Origin of the sequence: Schaalia turicensis ACS-279-V-Col4, from assembly GCF_000296505.1 — a bacterium.
Lineage (GTDB): Bacteria > Actinomycetota > Actinomycetes > Actinomycetales > Actinomycetaceae > Pauljensenia > Pauljensenia turicensis_A.
Genome location: NZ_JH815209.1, coordinates 122,010 through 138,838, shown reverse-complemented (window position 1 = coordinate 138,838; position 16,829 = coordinate 122,010). Strand labels below are relative to the sequence as shown.

General features: G+C 55.4%; 15 protein-coding genes and 2 pseudogenes. 13 read left to right on the top strand and 4 right to left on the bottom strand.

Annotation, left to right across the window (positions count from 1 at the left end):
* Window positions 1-237: 237 nt before the first annotated feature.
* From HMPREF9241_RS09710 to HMPREF9241_RS09785, 11 genes and pseudogenes are all read left to right on the top strand, one after another.
* A pseudogene (locus HMPREF9241_RS09710) lies at window positions 238-417 on the top strand (hypothetical protein); the annotation flags it as partial.
* 62 nt (window positions 418-479) lie between these two features.
* Window positions 480-2,492 carry an excinuclease ABC subunit UvrC gene (gene uvrC, locus HMPREF9241_RS04320; RefSeq protein WP_040318543.1) on the top strand — a complete coding sequence of 671 codons (2,013 nt, stop codon included), beginning with the start codon at window positions 480-482 and terminating at the stop codon, window positions 2,490-2,492.
* 114 nt (window positions 2,493-2,606) lie between these two features.
* Window positions 2,607-3,833: a formate-dependent phosphoribosylglycinamide formyltransferase gene (gene purT / locus HMPREF9241_RS04315; protein ID WP_006681058.1), complete on the top strand. Its 1,227-nt coding sequence runs from the start codon at window positions 2,607-2,609 to the stop codon at window positions 3,831-3,833.
* Between the two features lie 19 nt (window positions 3,834-3,852).
* Window positions 3,853-4,800, top strand: coding sequence for an RNase adapter RapZ (gene rapZ, locus HMPREF9241_RS04310; protein WP_006681057.1), 948 nt, complete (start codon window positions 3,853-3,855; stop codon window positions 4,798-4,800).
* A complete protein-coding gene (locus HMPREF9241_RS04305; protein ID WP_006681056.1) occupies window positions 4,801-5,805 on the top strand; it encodes a gluconeogenesis factor YvcK family protein in 1,005 nt (334 codons plus the stop codon). It abuts the gene before it with no gap.
* Between the two features lie 22 nt (window positions 5,806-5,827).
* Complete coding sequence (gene whiA, locus HMPREF9241_RS04300; protein ID WP_006681055.1) at window positions 5,828-6,811, top strand: DNA-binding protein WhiA; 984 nt, start codon at window positions 5,828-5,830, stop codon at window positions 6,809-6,811.
* Between the two features lie 198 nt (window positions 6,812-7,009).
* Window positions 7,010-8,017: a type I glyceraldehyde-3-phosphate dehydrogenase gene (gene gap, locus HMPREF9241_RS04295; protein ID WP_006681054.1), complete on the top strand. Its 1,008-nt coding sequence runs from the start codon at window positions 7,010-7,012 to the stop codon at window positions 8,015-8,017.
* 124 nt (window positions 8,018-8,141) lie between these two features.
* Entirely contained in the window at window positions 8,142-9,332 is a 1,191-nt protein-coding gene (locus tag HMPREF9241_RS04290) for a phosphoglycerate kinase (protein WP_006681053.1), read from the top strand.
* 3 nt (window positions 9,333-9,335) lie between these two features.
* Window positions 9,336-10,112, top strand: a complete 777-nt coding sequence (tpiA, locus tag HMPREF9241_RS04285; protein ID WP_006681052.1) for a triose-phosphate isomerase — start codon at window positions 9,336-9,338, stop codon at window positions 10,110-10,112.
* A 144-nt stretch (window positions 10,113-10,256) separates the two neighbouring features.
* Window positions 10,257-10,502: a preprotein translocase subunit SecG gene (gene secG / locus HMPREF9241_RS04280; protein ID WP_006681051.1), complete on the top strand. Its 246-nt coding sequence runs from the start codon at window positions 10,257-10,259 to the stop codon at window positions 10,500-10,502.
* Window positions 10,503-10,714: 212 nt separating this feature from the next.
* On the top strand, window positions 10,715-10,792 hold the full coding sequence (locus HMPREF9241_RS09785) for an IS1/IS1595 family N-terminal zinc-binding domain-containing protein (RefSeq protein ID WP_424133818.1): 78 nt from the start codon (window positions 10,715-10,717) through the stop codon (window positions 10,790-10,792).
* Window positions 10,793-11,244: 452 nt separating this feature from the next.
* Here HMPREF9241_RS09785 and HMPREF9241_RS04270 read toward each other — a convergent pair whose 3' ends face one another.
* The 3 genes from HMPREF9241_RS04270 to HMPREF9241_RS04260 are packed head-to-tail and all read right to left on the bottom strand — an operon-like array spanning window position 11,245 to window position 12,594.
* Window positions 11,245-11,751, bottom strand: a complete 507-nt coding sequence (locus tag HMPREF9241_RS04270; protein WP_006681049.1) for a hypothetical protein — start codon at window positions 11,749-11,751, stop codon at window positions 11,245-11,247.
* Window positions 11,752-11,766: 15 nt separating this feature from the next.
* A complete protein-coding gene (locus HMPREF9241_RS04265; RefSeq protein WP_131367638.1) occupies window positions 11,767-12,132 on the bottom strand; it encodes a hypothetical protein in 366 nt (121 codons plus the stop codon).
* Window positions 12,133-12,183: 51 nt separating this feature from the next.
* Window positions 12,184-12,594 (bottom strand): Eco57I restriction-modification methylase domain-containing protein, encoded by a 411-nt coding sequence (locus tag HMPREF9241_RS04260; protein ID WP_040318541.1) that lies wholly within the window; start codon window positions 12,592-12,594, stop codon window positions 12,184-12,186.
* 34 nt (window positions 12,595-12,628) lie between these two features.
* Here HMPREF9241_RS04260 and HMPREF9241_RS04255 point away from each other — a divergent pair, with 34 nt between their 5' ends.
* The gene (locus HMPREF9241_RS04255; RefSeq protein ID WP_006681046.1) at window positions 12,629-13,864 is read left to right on the top strand and encodes a DUF6688 domain-containing protein; all 1,236 of its coding nucleotides are present in this window, start codon (window positions 12,629-12,631) and stop codon (window positions 13,862-13,864) included.
* Window positions 13,865-14,078: 214 nt separating this feature from the next.
* On the opposite strand, the pseudogene HMPREF9241_RS09625 reads toward HMPREF9241_RS04255, so the two are convergent.
* A pseudogene (locus HMPREF9241_RS09625) lies at window positions 14,079-14,702 on the bottom strand (transposase); the annotation flags it as partial.
* A 188-nt stretch (window positions 14,703-14,890) separates the two neighbouring features.
* On the opposite strand from HMPREF9241_RS09625, the gene HMPREF9241_RS04240 reads away from it, so the two are divergent.
* Window positions 14,891-16,738, top strand: coding sequence for a phosphoenolpyruvate carboxykinase (GTP) (locus tag HMPREF9241_RS04240; RefSeq protein ID WP_006681043.1), 1,848 nt, complete (start codon window positions 14,891-14,893; stop codon window positions 16,736-16,738).
* The last annotated feature ends 91 nt before the right edge of the window (window positions 16,739-16,829 follow it).

The window sequence follows — 16,829 nt, the reverse complement described above, 5'->3', positions numbered from 1 at the left end:
TTGGTAAAAACTTTGCCAAACAACCGCTAAATAGATGGTATTACATAGCGTTTCATGCGCGAAAAAGATTGTCCGAAATGTGGCGCATTTGTCCTGTTTGTGGCGTGAATTCTCCAAGATGAGCCCGTTCTTTCCACAAGTGTTTACTATTACTTTGCAATTGTGGAATAGATGCATTTTCGACGCGAGGAGACATCATGAGTGCTCGAGTGCGTGAACAACGCGCCAGTGGTCTCTATGATCCGGCGAATGAACACGATGCGTGCAGTGGCAGCGGTTGAAGCGATTGCTTGTGAAGAGGGGCTGCGCGTTCTGGCGTGGCGAGACGTTCCGGTCGAAGATGGTGTTTCATTCCTCGTTCTTTCTGACCGTGAAACAAACGCTGAAATGGCGCCAATCCCGTCACTTCTAGCTACTGCAGCTGTCCATCATCATCTTCTGCGTCGGCATACGCGCACCCAGGTACGTACACTATTCAGGTGGCCGACCCGTCAACGTACCGTCCGAAAACCGGTGATATTCCTTCGTCACCGGGCGTCTATCGTTTTTCCGATAAAGACGGTCGAGTTATCTATGTCGGTAAAGCAAAGAACCTTCGTAATCGTCTGACGAACTATTTCCAGGATCCAGGCAATCTTCACCCTCGTACGCGCCAAATGGTGTTTACGGCGACGCACGTTCAATGGACCGTTGTTCGTAGCGAAATTGAAGCCCTGACGCTTGAATTCACGTGGATCAAAGAGTTTAATCCACAGTTCAACGTCATGTTTAAGGACGATAAGTCCTATCCTTACTTGGCTGTGACCATGGGGGAGAGATACCCCCGCGTTCATGTCACGCGTCAGGCGAAACGTGCCGGAACGCGTTACTACGGCCCGTATACGCAGGTGTGGGCGATTCGTGAAACGATCGATTTGCTCTCACGTATCTACCCCGTGCGTACGTGCACCCCGGGAGTTTTTCAGCGTGCGAAAGCCCAAAAGCGAGCCTGTCTTCTGGCGCATATCGACAAGTGTTCTGCTCCCTGTATCGGTGCGATTAGCGAAGAAGATCATCGTCAGCTTGCGCAGAATTACTGCGATTTCATGGAGGGGAAGACCGGCCCCATTGTTCGTGAGTTGAAAGAACGGATGAAAGAATCCGCAGCGCACCTTGACTTTGAAACTGCCGCGAAGGCCCGCGATGACCTGAAAGCGATTGAGAACGTTCTGGAAAAGAACGTTGTTGTCCTCGATGATGGTACAGACGCTGATGTCTTCGCGCTTGTTGCTGATGAACTCGATGCTGCTGTCCACGTTTTCTTCGTTCGTGGTGGTCGTATCCGTGGCACGCGAGGATGGGTGATCGATCGCGTCGATGGTGCAGATGAGCAGGTCTTGATGGCTCGTTTGCTTGAACAGGTCTACTCGCAGCTTCCTCCTTCTGATCCGAGCACCCCGACAAGGCGCGAGAAGGTCAAAAAGAAGTCGGTTGACGACATCGCACACACTCCAACGTCGGCGATTCCGCACGAAGTTTTCGTCTCGATCGAGCCGGACAACAAGCAAATGATTGCTTCCTGGCTGAGTGAAGTACGAGGGGCGTCCGTGCGCATTCACGTGCCCTCGCGCGGTCCGAAAGCCCAGCTGATGGAAACGGTGCGTGAGAACGCTCGCCAAGCGCTGGAACTCCATCAGACCAAGCGAGCAGGCGATCTGACTGTTCGTTCCCAAGCACTTGAAGAATTGGCTGAAAACCTCGGACTGGATGCTGCCCCGTTGCGCATTGAGTGCTACGACATCTCGCACACCATGGGTACCCACCAGGTCGGTTCCATGGTCGTCTTCGAAGACGGCGCTCCGCGTAAAGACGCTTATCGGACATTCAATATTCGAGGCACAGATGGCAACGGCACCCCCGATGATACGTCCGCGATGGATGAGGTTCTGCGCAGGCGTTTCTCCCGTCTGCTTGCAGAAGAAGCAGGGGTTGCCGGTGAAGACGATGAGGGCGTCGCCTTCGAATCCGGTCCGATTGATTCACTCACAGGAAAGCCACGCAGGTTTTCTTATCGGCCCGACCTTGTGGTCGTCGACGGTGGTCTACCTCAGGTGAATGCAGCGCGTACTGCACTCGATGATCTTGGCGTCGACATTCCTCTTGTGGGATTGGCTAAGCGTCTCGAAGAAGTCTGGATTCCCGGCGACGAATTTCCGATGATCTTCCCGCGTGGCTCGTCTGCCCTCCACTTGCTGCAGTACCTGCGCGATGAATCCCACCGATTCGCAATTACGAAGCACCGTAAGCGTCGAACGAAAGCACTAACGAGGTCCGTCCTTGACGCCATTGAAGGTGTCGGTCCCGCGCGGCAATCAGCGCTACTCACGCGATTCGGATCAGTGAAAAAGCTTCGCGAAGCAAGCGTCGACGAAGTAGCTTCGGTGCCCGGTATTGGCTCAGTGCTTGCTCAATCGATCCTCGAAGCACTGAATCCACAGTCCGAACACGCCTGATCGGCCTCGTGATACTTTCGTTCAGTCGCCCAAGTCAAACGTGAGCACACCCGCACACGCGCGCTTTGGTCCACTAACCTGAAGAAAACTCAATTCACCAACGGGGAGCACACTATGACGCCGGCGTTTCATCTTCCGTGTCGCGTTTTGTTGCTGGGTAGCGGAGAACTAGGAAAAGAAGTCACAATCTGTCTGAAACGCTACGGCGTATACGTGATTGCTGTAGATGCCTACCCGGTAGCTCCCGCGATGCAGGTCGCCGACGAGTACGCGGTTCTCGATATGTCGGATGATGACGAGCTTTTCGCGTTGCTCGACCGGGTGAAACCAGACCTTGTTGTCCCCGAAGTTGAAGCAATCGCCACTGACGCACTGGCAAAGTTTGAAGCAACGCATCAGGACACGCGTATCGTGCCCAACGCATTTGCCGTCCAAGCAACGATGGATCGCAATCGCATTCGTGGCCTTGCTGCGAGCCTCGATGGTGTTGTCACTTCTCAGTTCCGCTTTGCTTCAAGCGCCGATGATATTCGCGAGGCACTGAATCACACCGGCCTGCCTGCTTTCATCAAACCAACAATGTCATCGTCTGGCCACGGACAGTCCCGCATTACCTCCGAGGAACAGGTTGATGAGGCTTGGAATGCGGCTCAGGAAGGCGCCCGCTCTCAAACTGGTGAAGTTATCGTCGAAGAAGAAGTACGGTTCGACTGCGAAATCACGCTTCTGACCGTCCGCTGGTGGAATGGCGAATCGATCGAAACGTCCTACTGCAGTCCCATCGGACACCGACAGGTCAACGGTGACTATGTTGAATCGTGGCAACCGGCAGCGATTTCGCCACTGGCGCTTGAGCGCTGTCAGGCCATGGCGAAGCTCGTAACAGACGCATTGGCATCCAACGGAGCATCGCCTGCTCTCGGCCTCTTTGGCGTCGAATTCTTCATCAAGGGCGACGACGTCTGGTTCTCGGAATTATCCCCACGCCCGCACGATACTGGCATGACCACTATGGTGTCCCAAGCACAGTCTGAGTTCGAGCTTCACGTCCGCGCAATCCTCGGCCTGCCCGTCGATACGACGCTACGCACACCGGGTGCATCTGCAGTCATCAAATCAACAAAACCCCTCAAACACCCCGAATACCTAGGCGTCGCCGAAGCCTTGTCCAAGGCCGATGGAGTCAGAATATTCGGCAAGCCCGTCACACGAGCCGGTCGTCGAGTCGGCGTTGTTCTGGCAAGCGGTGCCAGCAGCGACCTGGCACTCGAGCGCGCAAATCGAGGAGCCGACGCTATCACGCTTGTTGAAGCAACGTCGCTACCCGGCGAAAACAATTGAAAAGTGCGATAGTTACACCATGACTGACGAACTCGATAACAACCCGCCAACCGTACCTGCAGGCATCCCGTTGCTTGACATGAACAGCCCGGTCGTTGCCCCCATAGCATCGAACGAGGTCCTCATCATCACCGGTGCATCTGGCGCTGGACGTACCGGGGCAGGCAGAGCGCTTGAAGACCTCGACTGGTACGTCGTTGATAACCTGCCACCTTCAATGTTGCCCGCGTTGGTTGGCATGATGTCACCGGCAGGCGGAGGCGTCCACCGTCTGGCAGCAATCGTTGACGTACGCTCACGCACATTCTTTGCCGATCTGACGAAGACGCTGGATCAAATGAGAGAAATGGGTGTCGCCTACCGGGTTATCTTCCTCGAGGCAGACGAACGCACTCTGGTGAAACGCTACGAGTCCAACCGTCGCCCACACCCGCTGCAGGGGCAGAAGACAATCCTGGACGGCATTGAAGCCGAACGACGCATGCTTGCTCCCGTTCGTCGCATCGCAGATGAAGTGATTGACACGTCGAATATGTCCGTCCATGACCTGACGCGTCATATCCGCGATGTCGTTGCGGGAGAGGGCGATCGTCCGCTCCAAATCACAGTTGAATCTTTCGGCTTCAAACGAGGAATCCCGATTGACGCTGATCATGTGCTTGACGTGCGTTTCTTGAAGAACCCGTACTGGGTGGATGAACTCCGTCATCTGACCGGTCGCGATAAGCCGGTTGCGGATTACGTGCTGGATCAGCCCGGAGCTCGACAGTTCGTTGTGTCATATGCGGACCTGCTTGCCCCCATGCTTCAGGGCTACATTAGTGAGCTCAAACCATTCGCAACAATTGCCGTGGGATGTACCGGCGGTCAGCATCGCTCGGTCGCATGTGCGGAACTGATTGCCAACAGGCTTCGTGAAAACGGCTATCCTGTCCGAGTCCACCACCGTGACCTCGGGAGAGAGTAAATGTCATACGTCGATGCAGCAGGTTGGACACTACGCGGAGAAACCGGTCCTTCCGTTGTCGCTCTCGGTGGTGGCCACGGTCTTTCCGTCACTCTGCGCGCTCTTTGCCACATCACGCGATCGCTGACTGCGGTAGTTACCGTCGCCGATGATGGGGGATCATCAGGTCGTCTGCGTCAAGAGATGGAGATCCTGCCCCCCGGTGATCTTCGCATGGCTCTTGCCTCTCTCTGCGAAGAAACCGAGTGGGGTCTGACGTGGCGCGATGTCCTGCAAACGCGTCTTGAAACAACCGGGCCGTTGAATGGGCACGCTTTAGGTAACCTTTTGATCTCCGGCTTGTGGCAGTTGCTTGACGACCCGGTTGAGGGTCTTGATTGGGTTGGGCGCCTGCTTGGTGCGAGTGGCCGTGTGCTTCCAATGTCCATCGATCCTCTCCAGATCGAAGCGGACATGGATGATGACGGACGTAAGTACACGGTTTCGGGACAGTCGAAGGTGGCGATTGCGCCAGGAACTGTCGAACATATTCGTCTTCTTCCCAAAAGCCCGCGTGTTCCAGCAGAAGTTGGGACGGCGATCGAACAGGCGGATTGGGTTTTGCTTGGTCCTGGCTCGTGGTACACGTCCGTGATTCCGCATGTGTTGGTGCCAGACGTTCACCGTGCACTTGTGACGACCGATGCCCACCGTGCGTTGATCTTGAACCTATCGCGCCAGCGTGGCGAGACAGATCGTATGACCACTGCCGATCATGTTCGCGTGATCCGCGACTATGCTCCAGATTTCAAACTGGATGTGATTATTGCCGATCCAACCGCCATCGATGATGTCGACGACCTTATTGTTGCTTCAGAGGGGGTGGGCGCTCGCGTGCTACTTCGACAGGTTCGTACCGGTGATGGACAACCGCACCACGACCCGCTCCGTCTTGCCGCAGCGCTGAGGGATGCGTTTGACGGCTTCCTTGGAGAAGTCGGCAAAACCGAGACTTGGCTGCCCTGAAGCGACATCTGAGGAAATGAACGTGTCACTAACTACTGATTTAAAAGACGAACTTGCGCGCGTTGCGCCACAAACTCAGTCTGAGATGGCTGCTGAAACCGCTGCGATTCTGCGGTTCGCTGGTGGACTGCACCTTGTTTCCGGCCACATTCTGATCGAAGCAGAACTGGATACCCCCGCAGCGGCGCTCCGTCTTCGCCTGTTTTTGCAGACGCTCTACAACGCTGAATCAACGGTTGTCGTTGTTTCAGGTGGTTCGCTGCGTCGCGGTAAGCGTTTTGTTGTTCGCGTTGTGCATAAGGCTGACGAGCTTGCTCGTATGACCGGTCTTGTCGATTCTCTTCGCCGGCCAGTACGCGGTCTCCCCGCCACCTTAGTAGCGTCGGGGAACGGTGAAGCGGCCGCGGTCTGGCGTGGAGCGTTCCTTGCGCGTGGGTCGCTGATGGAGCCCGGGCGCTCGACTTCGCTGGAAGTGACATGCCCGGGACCCGAGGTTGCGCTTGCTATGGTCGGATGTGCGCGAAAGTTGGGCGCCGCTGCACGTTCGAAAGAAGTACGAGGCACGGACCGCGTCTCTGTCCGCGATTCAGAGGCCATCGGACAACTGATTGGCAAGATGGGTGCTTCCTCTACTCAGAAGACGTGGCAGGACCGTCGAGAGAAGCGCGAAGCCCGCGGATCGGCGAATCGTCTGGCGAACTTTGATGACGCAAACCTGCGTCGTTCTGCGCGTGCTGCTGTAGCCGCGGGAGCCCGACTAGAACGTGCCTTCGAAATCCTCGGCGACGACATTCCGCCTCATCTTCTTGAAGCGGGAACTCTGCGTCTGAAGTACAAGCAGGCGTCCTTGGAGGAACTGGGAAAGCACACGGATCCGCCGTTGACGAAAGATGCTGTTGCTGGTCGTATTCGTCGCCTGCTGGCCATGGCTGACAAGGTTGCTCACGATCGTGGGATTCCGGATACGGAAGCTGCACTCACGATCGAAATGCTCGAGGACGACTGAGGACTTTAGTCCACCTCAAGCCACGAACGTTATTATTGCCACGCAGGGGTTCGTCCACTGAAGGTGCCGTAGACCACCGTGGGGTGTAAATTGGGTCTTGCTAGAACCGCAGATAACTGCGGGCCGGATTCGCACCGTGCGGATACCGGTTGCACATTCGAAAACGTGCCCGTGCAGGGCATAAGCAGGAGGACAATAGTGACCACCCGCGTTGGCATCAATGGCTTTGGCCGTATTGGACGCAACTTCTTCCGCGCAGCACTCGAGCAGGGCGCGGACATCGAGATCGTTGCAGTGAACGACCTCACCGACACCAAGACTCTCGCTCACCTTCTCAAGTACGACTCGATTCTCGGTCGTTTCAATGGTGAAGTTTCCTACGACGAGTCCTCCATTATCGTGAACGGCAAGGCCATCAAGGTCCTCGCACAGCGCAACCCGGCCGACCTCCCCTGGGGCGAGCTCGGCGTTGAGGTCGTTGTCGAGTCCACCGGCTTCTTCACCGATGGCACCAAGGCTGTAGCTCACATCGAAGCTGGCGCCAAGAAGGTCGTTATCTCCGCTCCGGCGAAGAATGTTGACGGCACCTTCGTTATGGGCGTGAACCACGAGGATTACGACAACGCAACGATGAACATCGTTTCGAACGCTTCGTGCACCACCAACTGCCTCGCACCGCTGGCCAAGGTTCTCCACCAGGAGTTCGGCATCGTTCGTGGCATCATGACCACCATCCACTCCTACACCGGCGATCAGCGCGTCCTTGACGCACCGCACTCGGACCTCCGTCGTGCACGTGCAGCAGCACTGAACATGATCCCGACCAAGACCGGTGCGGCACAGGCTGTTGCTCTGGTTCTCCCGGAGCTCGCTGGCAAGTTCGACGGCCTCGCAGTCCGCGTTCCCACCCCGACCGGCTCCCTCACCGACCTCACCTTCCAGGCAGAGAAGCCCGTCACCGTTGAATCCCTCAACGCTGCAGTCAAGGCTGCTGCTGAAGGCGAACTCAAGGGCATCCTCGAGTACACCGAAGATCCGATCGTTTCCACCGATATCGTCGGCGATCCGCACTCCTCGATCTTCGATGCATCCGAGACCAAGGTCATCGGCGACCTCGTCAAGGTCCTGTCCTGGTACGACAACGAGTGGGGCTACTCCAACCGCCTCGTCCAGCTGACCGCTCTGGTTGGCTCGAAGCTCGCCTGAATCGCACCTCGTACGCTGTGAGCAGCAAACACTTGCGCCCGCGCACCCCTATGAGGTGTGCGGGCGCTTGTGTACTCACGATTTTCGGGCGGATACTCCGCCCCTTTAATGAAAGGTTGGTTCTATGAGGACCATCGAAACTCTCGGCGAACTGCGTGGCAAGCGCGTTCTGGTTCGTTCTGACTTCAACGTTCCGTTGAAGGACGGTGTCATCACCGATGACGGTCGTATTCGCGCAGCACTGCCGACTCTGAACCTGCTGACCAAGGCTGGCGCCAAGGTTATCATCATGGCTCACCTCGGTCGCCCGAAGGGCAAGGTCGATCCGGCATTCTCGCTGGCACCTGCCGCAGCTCGTCTCGGCGAACTCATCGACGCCCCCGTCAGCCTTGCAGGCGACGTTGTTGGCGAATCCGCCAAGGCTACCGTTGCAGCTCTCGGAGAAGGCGAAATCGCTCTTCTCGAAAACGTCCGCTTCGACGCACGCGAGACCTCCAAGGTTGACGAAGAACGCGAAGAACTGGCCAAGGCATACGCAGAACTCGGCGACGCATTCGTCTCCGATGGCTTCGGTGTTGTGCACCGCAAGCAGGCTTCCGTCTACGACATCGCCAAGCTCGTTCCTTCCGCTTCCGGCCTGTTGGTTCTGAAGGAAATCGAATCCCTGCGCAAGGCAACTGAGAACCCGGAGCGTCCCTACGGTGTCGTCCTCGGCGGTTCCAAGGTTTCTGACAAGCTCGGTGTTATCGCCAACTTGCTGAAGAAGGCTGACCGCCTCTTCATCGGTGGCGGCATGGCCTTCACCTTCCTTGCAGCTCAGGGCTACTCGGTCGGCAAGTCCCTGCTCGAAGCAGACCAGATCGAAACCGTGAAGGGCTACATCGCCGAAGCAGCAGAGCGTGGCGTTGAACTGATCCTCCCGGTCGACGTCGTCGTTGCTCCCGAATTCGCAGCTGACGCACCGGCAACCAACGTTGCTGTCGACGCTATTCCGGATGACCAGATGGGCCTCGATATCGGCGTTGAATCGCAGAAGCTCTTCGCCGAAAAAATTGCATCGGCGAAGACCATCGCATGGAATGGCCCGATGGGCGTCTTCGAATTCCCGGCATTTGCAGCAGGCACCAAGGCAGTTGCTCAGGCACTGTCTGACGGCAATATGTTCTCCGTCATCGGTGGTGGCGACTCTGCAGCTGCAGTTCGTACCCTCGGCTTCGACGAATCCACCTTCTCCCACATTTCCACCGGTGGTGGCGCTTCCCTCGAACTCCTCGAGGGCAAGGTTCTGCCGGGTATTGCAGTTCTGGAGGACTGAAAAATGACACGTACCCCGCTGATGGCCGGCAACTGGAAGATGAACCTCGATCACCTCGAGGCCAATCACCTTGTCCAGGGCCTGGCAATGGAACTGAAGGATCACAACCACGACTACTCCAAGTGTGAGGTCCTGGTTATTCCTCCGTTCACTGACATCCGTACCGTTCAGACTATCGTTGACGCCGATGAACTCGGCATCAAGTACGGTGCACAGGACGTTTCCATCCACGACAACGGTGCATACACCGGTGAAATCTCCACCGCTATGCTCGACAAGCTCGGCTGTACGTACGTCGTCATGGGCCACTCGGAGCGTCGTGAGTACCACAACGAATCCGACGAACTCGTTGGTGCGAAGGCACGGAAGACCCTCGACGCAGGCATGACTCCGATCCTCTGCTGCGGTGAAGCCCTTGAAATCCGCAAGGCCGGCACCCACGTTGAGTTCGTCCTCGGCCAGATCCGCGCAGCACTCGCTGGCTGGTCCGCTGAAGACGTCGCCAAGATCGTCATCGCCTACGAACCCATCTGGGCAATCGGCACTGGCGAAACCGCGACCAGCGAAGATGCACAGGAAGTCTGCGGTGCAATCCGTGCAGCACTGGCTGAAGACTTCGGTGCAGACACCGCTGAAGCAACTCGCGTTCTCTACGGTGGTTCGGCAAAGCCGGGCAACATCAAGGAACTCATGGCTCAGCCCGACATCGATGGTGCACTCATCGGTGGCGCATCGCTGAAGGCTGATTCCTTCGCCGAGATGGCACGCTTCTACGCCTGAGCAATTCTTAACAATTGGCTCTGAAGGGGGAGTCAACCGGCTTGCCGGTTGGCTCCCTCGGGCTTTAACCCGCTAGACTAGCGACAGTTACGTTTCAGCGATGCGCTTACGCGTGTATCGCCTATTCAAGAATCGGATTCAACAGTGACCGCACTCAAAATTACCCTGCTCGTCCTCATCGTGCTGACCAGCCTTTTGCTGACCCTCACGGTCCTTATGCACAAGGGCAAGGGTGGCGGTATCTCCGATATGTTCGGTGGTGGCATTTCGTCTACCGCCGGTTCATCCGGTGTTGCAGAGCGTAACCTGAACCGAATCACCCTCGGCATTTTGATCGTGTGGGTCGTGTGCATCGTTGCCTACGGTCTGATGCAAAAGTGGGTTTTCTGACCCGTTAGTCTTTCGAAAGTTTGGGCTCCAACCGCGCGTGATCTGTCCCCCGGAAGTTGGACTGATTTATTCAGTTTTTCTTCCGGGGGATTTGTATGCATTCGGGTTCTCAGTTGACTGATGACCGGTTGGCGGCGTGGGTGGGTTTGTTTGAGCAGGGGTTTGGTTATAGAGGTTCGGCTAGGCAGGTCGGTGTGGGTCATGGTTGATCCATGGCTAATGTGGCATGCCCTGTTTGTGGGGGTTCAACGGTACGTAACGGGAAAACGCCTGCTGGTCTTCAGCGCTGATACCCGGTGAAGCTGGATCAAGGTCGATTTCGAGCATCTGTTCATACGAAAACGGTGCGTTGTTCGGCAGACGGCATCAACGTCAAGCCCACACACCTTGTGTACACGGGCGTCGGCAAGACCCAACTCCGTATCGCGAATACCGGGATGCCCACCGCGCGAGTGTTCTTTGTCGGTGGCGAACTCTTCAAAGAGAGCGTCGTTATGTGGTGGAACTTCATTGGTTGCGACTACTGAGAAATTGAGCAATTCCGTTGCGAGTGGGAAGCTGGGGGAGAGCGCTTCGGCCAAGTCGAAGACTACATCGGTCACACCCCGCATTCGTGGCAGTTTTTGTATGATTTTTTGCTTTTATATATCTCTCTTTCCATCATGCCTGTTTCCGATTTTCGTACCCTCGGAGAGCAATCGTTAAAAAGTGTCAGTAATCGTTAAAAGGTTCAGATTGCTCATCAACTTGCCAAAAATTCAACAACGAACGCCTGAACGACAGCTACGATTGGTATCAATAAAAATGGCACGAACAAAAAATGCTCCGCAAGAGCCAAGTGCTTCATCCAATTCTTAAATTTATAGTCCTTGTGGCCCTCTGTGCCGGGAATAACAATTTTTTCCTTATATTTACCTTGAAATAACAGGCAATCTAGCAGCAAAAAATCTCCTGCATTTAAGATGCTCCAGTGAATATAGCTCATCCAAAATAAATTCCAAAAACCAAAAGTTTTTGAATGCAAAAGGCTTACAACTGAATAAACAAAACACATCCCGGTGAGAGCGATGCTTAATATGAGATTTATTTTTTTCTCTTGCTTTGTCATGGGTAAAGGAGCTGCCTTTTGAATGGCTTTAGGATAAGAGTCAAAAAACCATCTTGGATTTATAAGCACCAAACTTGCGACTGCACCGTTAAAAATAGCAGCGATAGCTACCCCATCCAGTATTGCTCGAAGGGTATCCATAAACCCATATTCTCCTTAATCCATACATCCTTTTACAAAAGCCATATAGGCCTCTGTGTTTTGTGTCATTTCTTCGCAGTGTCCATAGCCTTGCCAGATTTTTAATTTTGCCTTGGGATAATGTTTCTTGATGCTTCTTCTTGCGTGTCCGACATTCGGATCCTTATCCCCATAAGAAAAGATGGTATCTTGTTGCGTATCCTCCGATAAATGTGGCAAGCGGATATGTCCGCAATCATAAACAATATTTTTGATACTCTGCTTGTCCATCGTAACAAGCGTATCAACCAGCATGTTCGCATAGATCCCATAGCGTTTGGCCACCTTATCGATCAGCGGTTTTGGATCTTGCCGCGCCTTCTTTTGTTTGCTCAGAAACACATGCTCCAGCATTTTTGATAGAAGTCCGGCTTGTTCAAAAAGCTGGTCCCTTCAAAGAACAGAGGTCTGCGTTCCGTTTCGCGGTTGGAAGGTATCCGCATGCAAATCAATGCTGGCAATGATGCGATGATTTTGGATTAGCCATTCTCGGATATATCCAAGTCCGGGAGAGCCGAGGATAGAATCCGGCAACACGATACCCATGCGACCGCCCGACTTTAAGAACTGTGTGCAGCGCTCGATGAATAATATCTCCGGAGGAACAGATGATTGCAGGCGTTCGGCCATCGTCCAAATGTTATTTTTCTTATCCTGCTGCCAGATATGAGCCAGCTCAAACTGCTCCAGAATGGCTTTATCCTTAATGGGGATCTTGCTGCCAAAAGGTGGATTCGTCACAATCACGTCAAAGTATCCGAAACGTGTGTCATCGCCGTAACCAAAAACCCACCTGTGCCGCACACGAGCTATCGTGTTTTGCAGGAGAGGAGGACAAGTGAAGCTGTACCGCTACGCCAGCAAGCACCCCTCTTTTTCGCGAATCGTTTTGGCTCTGTTGATCGGAATCACCGGAGCGATTGCCTCCCTCGTATCCCAACCTCCTTCAGGCGCAAGTCAGATTCTCGGGCAGATTCTGGTTGGAGGAGCCCTCGTCGCACTCGTGGTCGGTTACCCAGTAGCGCTGACTGTCAGCCAAATAATCCGTGCGGCCAAAGCGGGGAGTGGTAAGGACCTGCCGGTTCTCGATGCAGGCCTGGACGTTTGGACCCTGTGTGTCTTAGCGGTTTATGAGTTCGGATACCTAGGGTTCTTCAAAGAGGTTGTGCCTACTGCGGACTGGCACGTTCAGCTGGCAAACTATCAAACTCATGCGCCGATTTACACGCGGGCATGGCCACACGTGCTGTTCATCTCGTTACTGTTCGTATTCGGGTTCCTCATTTTGCGCTTCAACGAGGCCAAGCAGTTGCCGCCCCTCGTAGTTGTGATTGCGATTGCGGGGCTCTACTTGGGCGTCGCGTTCGGCCTGGCGTGGACTATTCAGATCACCACCTTTGAAAAGCGCCTAGACGCGCTGTTAGTTCTACCTTTGCTGGCTGTTCTTGCGATTGTGGTGAAAATAGTTGCGATCCAAGTTCGAGCCTACGAAGCTGATGAAGACAGACGAGGCCGCATTGATGGCTCCTCGATATTGAGCACACTGGATGCAATGGTGGCTGATGCGAAACGCTGGCCCCTTCTGGGGTTTGTAGCGGCGCTCCCGCTGCTTGCCGTGCTGGTCGGGATTCTAGCTTTGTTTGGCCAATCGCCGAGCTTAGTGGTGAGGGCGTTTACAGAGACCAGTGATTGGAACCTGTCACAGCAGGTTGCCCCGCAAAACGTGTATTTTGACGAACACTACCTGTGCACCGTGGCGGCTGGCGGACACCGAACGGTGGTAAAGCCGATTCGCATGGGATTGCGTCATGGACGGCCGGTAGTTGTCAATCGCCAGTTGCTTGTGGCAAATGCGTTTGAGCAGATGCTGGAAGAGCGTGTGCCCAGAACCCATCGGGTTATTCGACGCTTATATGACACGTATGGCTTCCCGATTGCCAAGCTGATCAGATCGCAGTGGGCGGCTGATGCTGTGTGGTTTTTGATGAAACCAGCGGAGTGGTTCTTCCTGGCCGTCCTCTATCTGAATGATCGTCATCCGGAAGATCGCATAGCCCTCCAGTACACGGCCTAACGGAGCCGTACACTTTTAACGCCCGTGTTTCGTGGATTTCGTGGACCGAGCACGGATTGAGCCAGGTTTCGGTTACTGGTTTTCTATGATCTTCCTGTTGGTTCAGCAATGCTGATCGGTTGTGAAGGGTCTGCTGAAGGTTTGATTGAGTCCGGGGGTTTATGTCGCCAGGGCGACGGCGCTTCTCGTTATGGTCTCGAACTCGACCGGTGTCAGCTTGCTGAGCCTGCGGGTAGCGGCGCTTCCTCGTCACGATCACCGACTGGATACCTGCGAGATGGCAGAGCCACCACACGCGCCGTTCGCTGATCTTGTAGCCGAGGTCGTGCAGATCATCGGCCAGAACTCGGTAGCCGCCTTCGGGGTCGTCTTCGTGGAGCTGGCGCAGCGCCCCGATGAGGTCTTCCTCCTCGACCTCGCGCGCGGATCTCGGGGCTTTCAGCCATTGATAGTAGGCCTGTTCACTGAAGCCAAGTACCCGGCACGTCACCGCGATCGGCACCCGAACCCGGGCTCCGGTCGCGGCCAGCTCTCGGACGAGCGGGTAGATCATTTTGGGGGCGTGATACGCGCCTTCGACAGATAGGCAGCCGCGCGACGTAGCACTTCGTTTTCCATCTCGAGCTCACGGATCCGTTTCAACGCGGCCGACATCTCGCGTCGCTCATCAGAATCGGTCGAGGGCGTCATCCCATACGACTGGAACCTGGAATCACGTACTCAGGATTGCAGAGCAGACTTCGAGACCCCCCAGATCCCTTACACCCTGGTTTTGCGCGATACCCGATTCAACAAGCGCGACCGCATCACGCTTGAACTCGTCACTATAACGGGACATGGTGTTCATCCTTCCAGCACAGCCCCTCAGCTATGCAGTCTTGGACTCAACCAAACCTTCAGCAGACCCAGGATTATTCCGATGTAAACCATATTTCTTCCAGGCGGGACATAAGTCCAAATTCGCTTCAAAAATTCGGGTATGCTGAACTTAATTTTCGGATACCCGAAATTTTAGGAGAGATGAATATGGATAACATTGCCAAGATCCTCAGCGATGCCGGGCTGGAAAATCCTGCAGTGGCTGAGTACGTAGCGTACTGGGCCGGAATTACCGAACCCGATGCCATTGAAGTCATTTCCGCAAAGGATGACGATCGGCTCATCGCCGAAGGCCTAGACACCGGTGAGATCGCACCTGCGGGCGAGGGACTCTACTACTCCCGCTCCTACTACAAGGACACGGCGCGTAGCGAGGAACGCACCGTCGTAGCCACTCACAAGCCACAAGAAGCCGGAATCTACAACAACTGGCACGACGCCACGGAAGTAACTGCCCGGCAACTGGAAAGCATGAAGGGCGCCTCCCGGGGTAAAACCATGTACGTGGTGCCCTACCTGATGGCACCGCCGAAAGCGCCGCTAGAAAAGTGGGCTCGCGGGGTGGAACTTACCGACAACCTCACCGTGGTTCTTCACATGATCCGCATGGCCCGGGTTGGTGTAGAACACCTGAACAATTTGGAAGATTCGGGACAATTTGTGCGTGCAGTGCACGTGACCGGCGACCTGGAGAACTTGGGGCAGGGCACCGATAAGGATAAGCGTCTGTTTGCCACGGTAGCCGACGAGCGCACAATTTTGCACTTCGGTTCCTCCTACGGTGGCAACGCGCTACTTGGGAAGATCGCCCACGGTCTGCGCCAAGCTTCTTACGACGGCTGGGCTTCCGGGGAATTCCTTTCCGAACAGTTCATGCTGATCGGGATTAAGGATAAGCTCAAGAATCGCACCTACTACGTGTGCGGTGGCTTCCCCTCAGCTTCCGGTAAAACCAACCTCGCTATGATGCTAGCCCCGGACGCCTTGGGTGACCGCTACGAAGTTTACTTCTACGGCGATGACATCGTGTGGCTGCACGTTGGCGAAGACGGCAAGATTTACGGCATGAACCCCGAATACGGCGCGTTCGGCGTGGCAAAGGACACCAACTGGAAGTCTAATCCCACCGCCATGGACGCCATCAAAGAAGGCTCTAAGACGCTCTTCACCAACGTCGCTTACAACCCCGAAACCCAAGAGCTGTGGTGGGAAGGTAAGACCCCGGATTACCCCGAAGATGTTACCGGATGGCTGGATTGGAAGGGCGAAAAGATTTCCGACCGCCCGGCCGATCGGCAGCGCTCCGAGGCCAAGGGCGACGAGTGGGCACACCCCAATTCCCGCTTCACCACGTCTTTGGCTAACGTGCCCAACGTGGCCCCCGACTACGAAGAACCGCAAGGTGTGCCAATTGACGCCATCATTTTTGGCGGGCGAGTAAAGGACCGGGAGCCACTTATCCGGGCAATCACCGACCTAACCGAGGGCGTTTACGACGGCTTGACCCTGGGCGCCCAGGCTACTTTCGCGGCCGAGGGCAAGGAGGGCGTGCTGCGTTACGATCCGATGTCGATGCGCCCCTTCATGTCCTACCCCGAAGGGGACTATGCGGCCCACTGGTTGAAGATAATTGGTTCCGCGAAGGAACAGCCCATTTTTGCGCACGTGAACTGGTTCCAACGCGATCCGGAAGACGGTCACTTCCTCTGGCCTGGCTACCGCGACAACCTGCGGGCACTGCTTTGGCTGCTAGATGTTAAGGAAGGACGCGCTGAGGGCGTGCAAACGCCAGTAGGTATTTTGCCGAAAAAGGAAGAGTTGAATCTTGATGGTTTCGAAGGTGACGACGCCGATCTGGATAAGCTTCTTTCCATCGACGCCGAACTGTGGAAGAAGGAGATGAGCTACCGCCGCGAACACCTTGCACAGTTCAAGAATCTTCCCGAGCAGATCTGGGCCGCGCACGAGCGCATAGAGCAGGCGTTTAACGCCTAATCGGCCACCCGGTTTCGCACTAGCGACGGGTGGAATTCCTCCAGGCGGGTTAATTCCAACGGGCAGCTACAATTCCTGTTGGGATTAACCC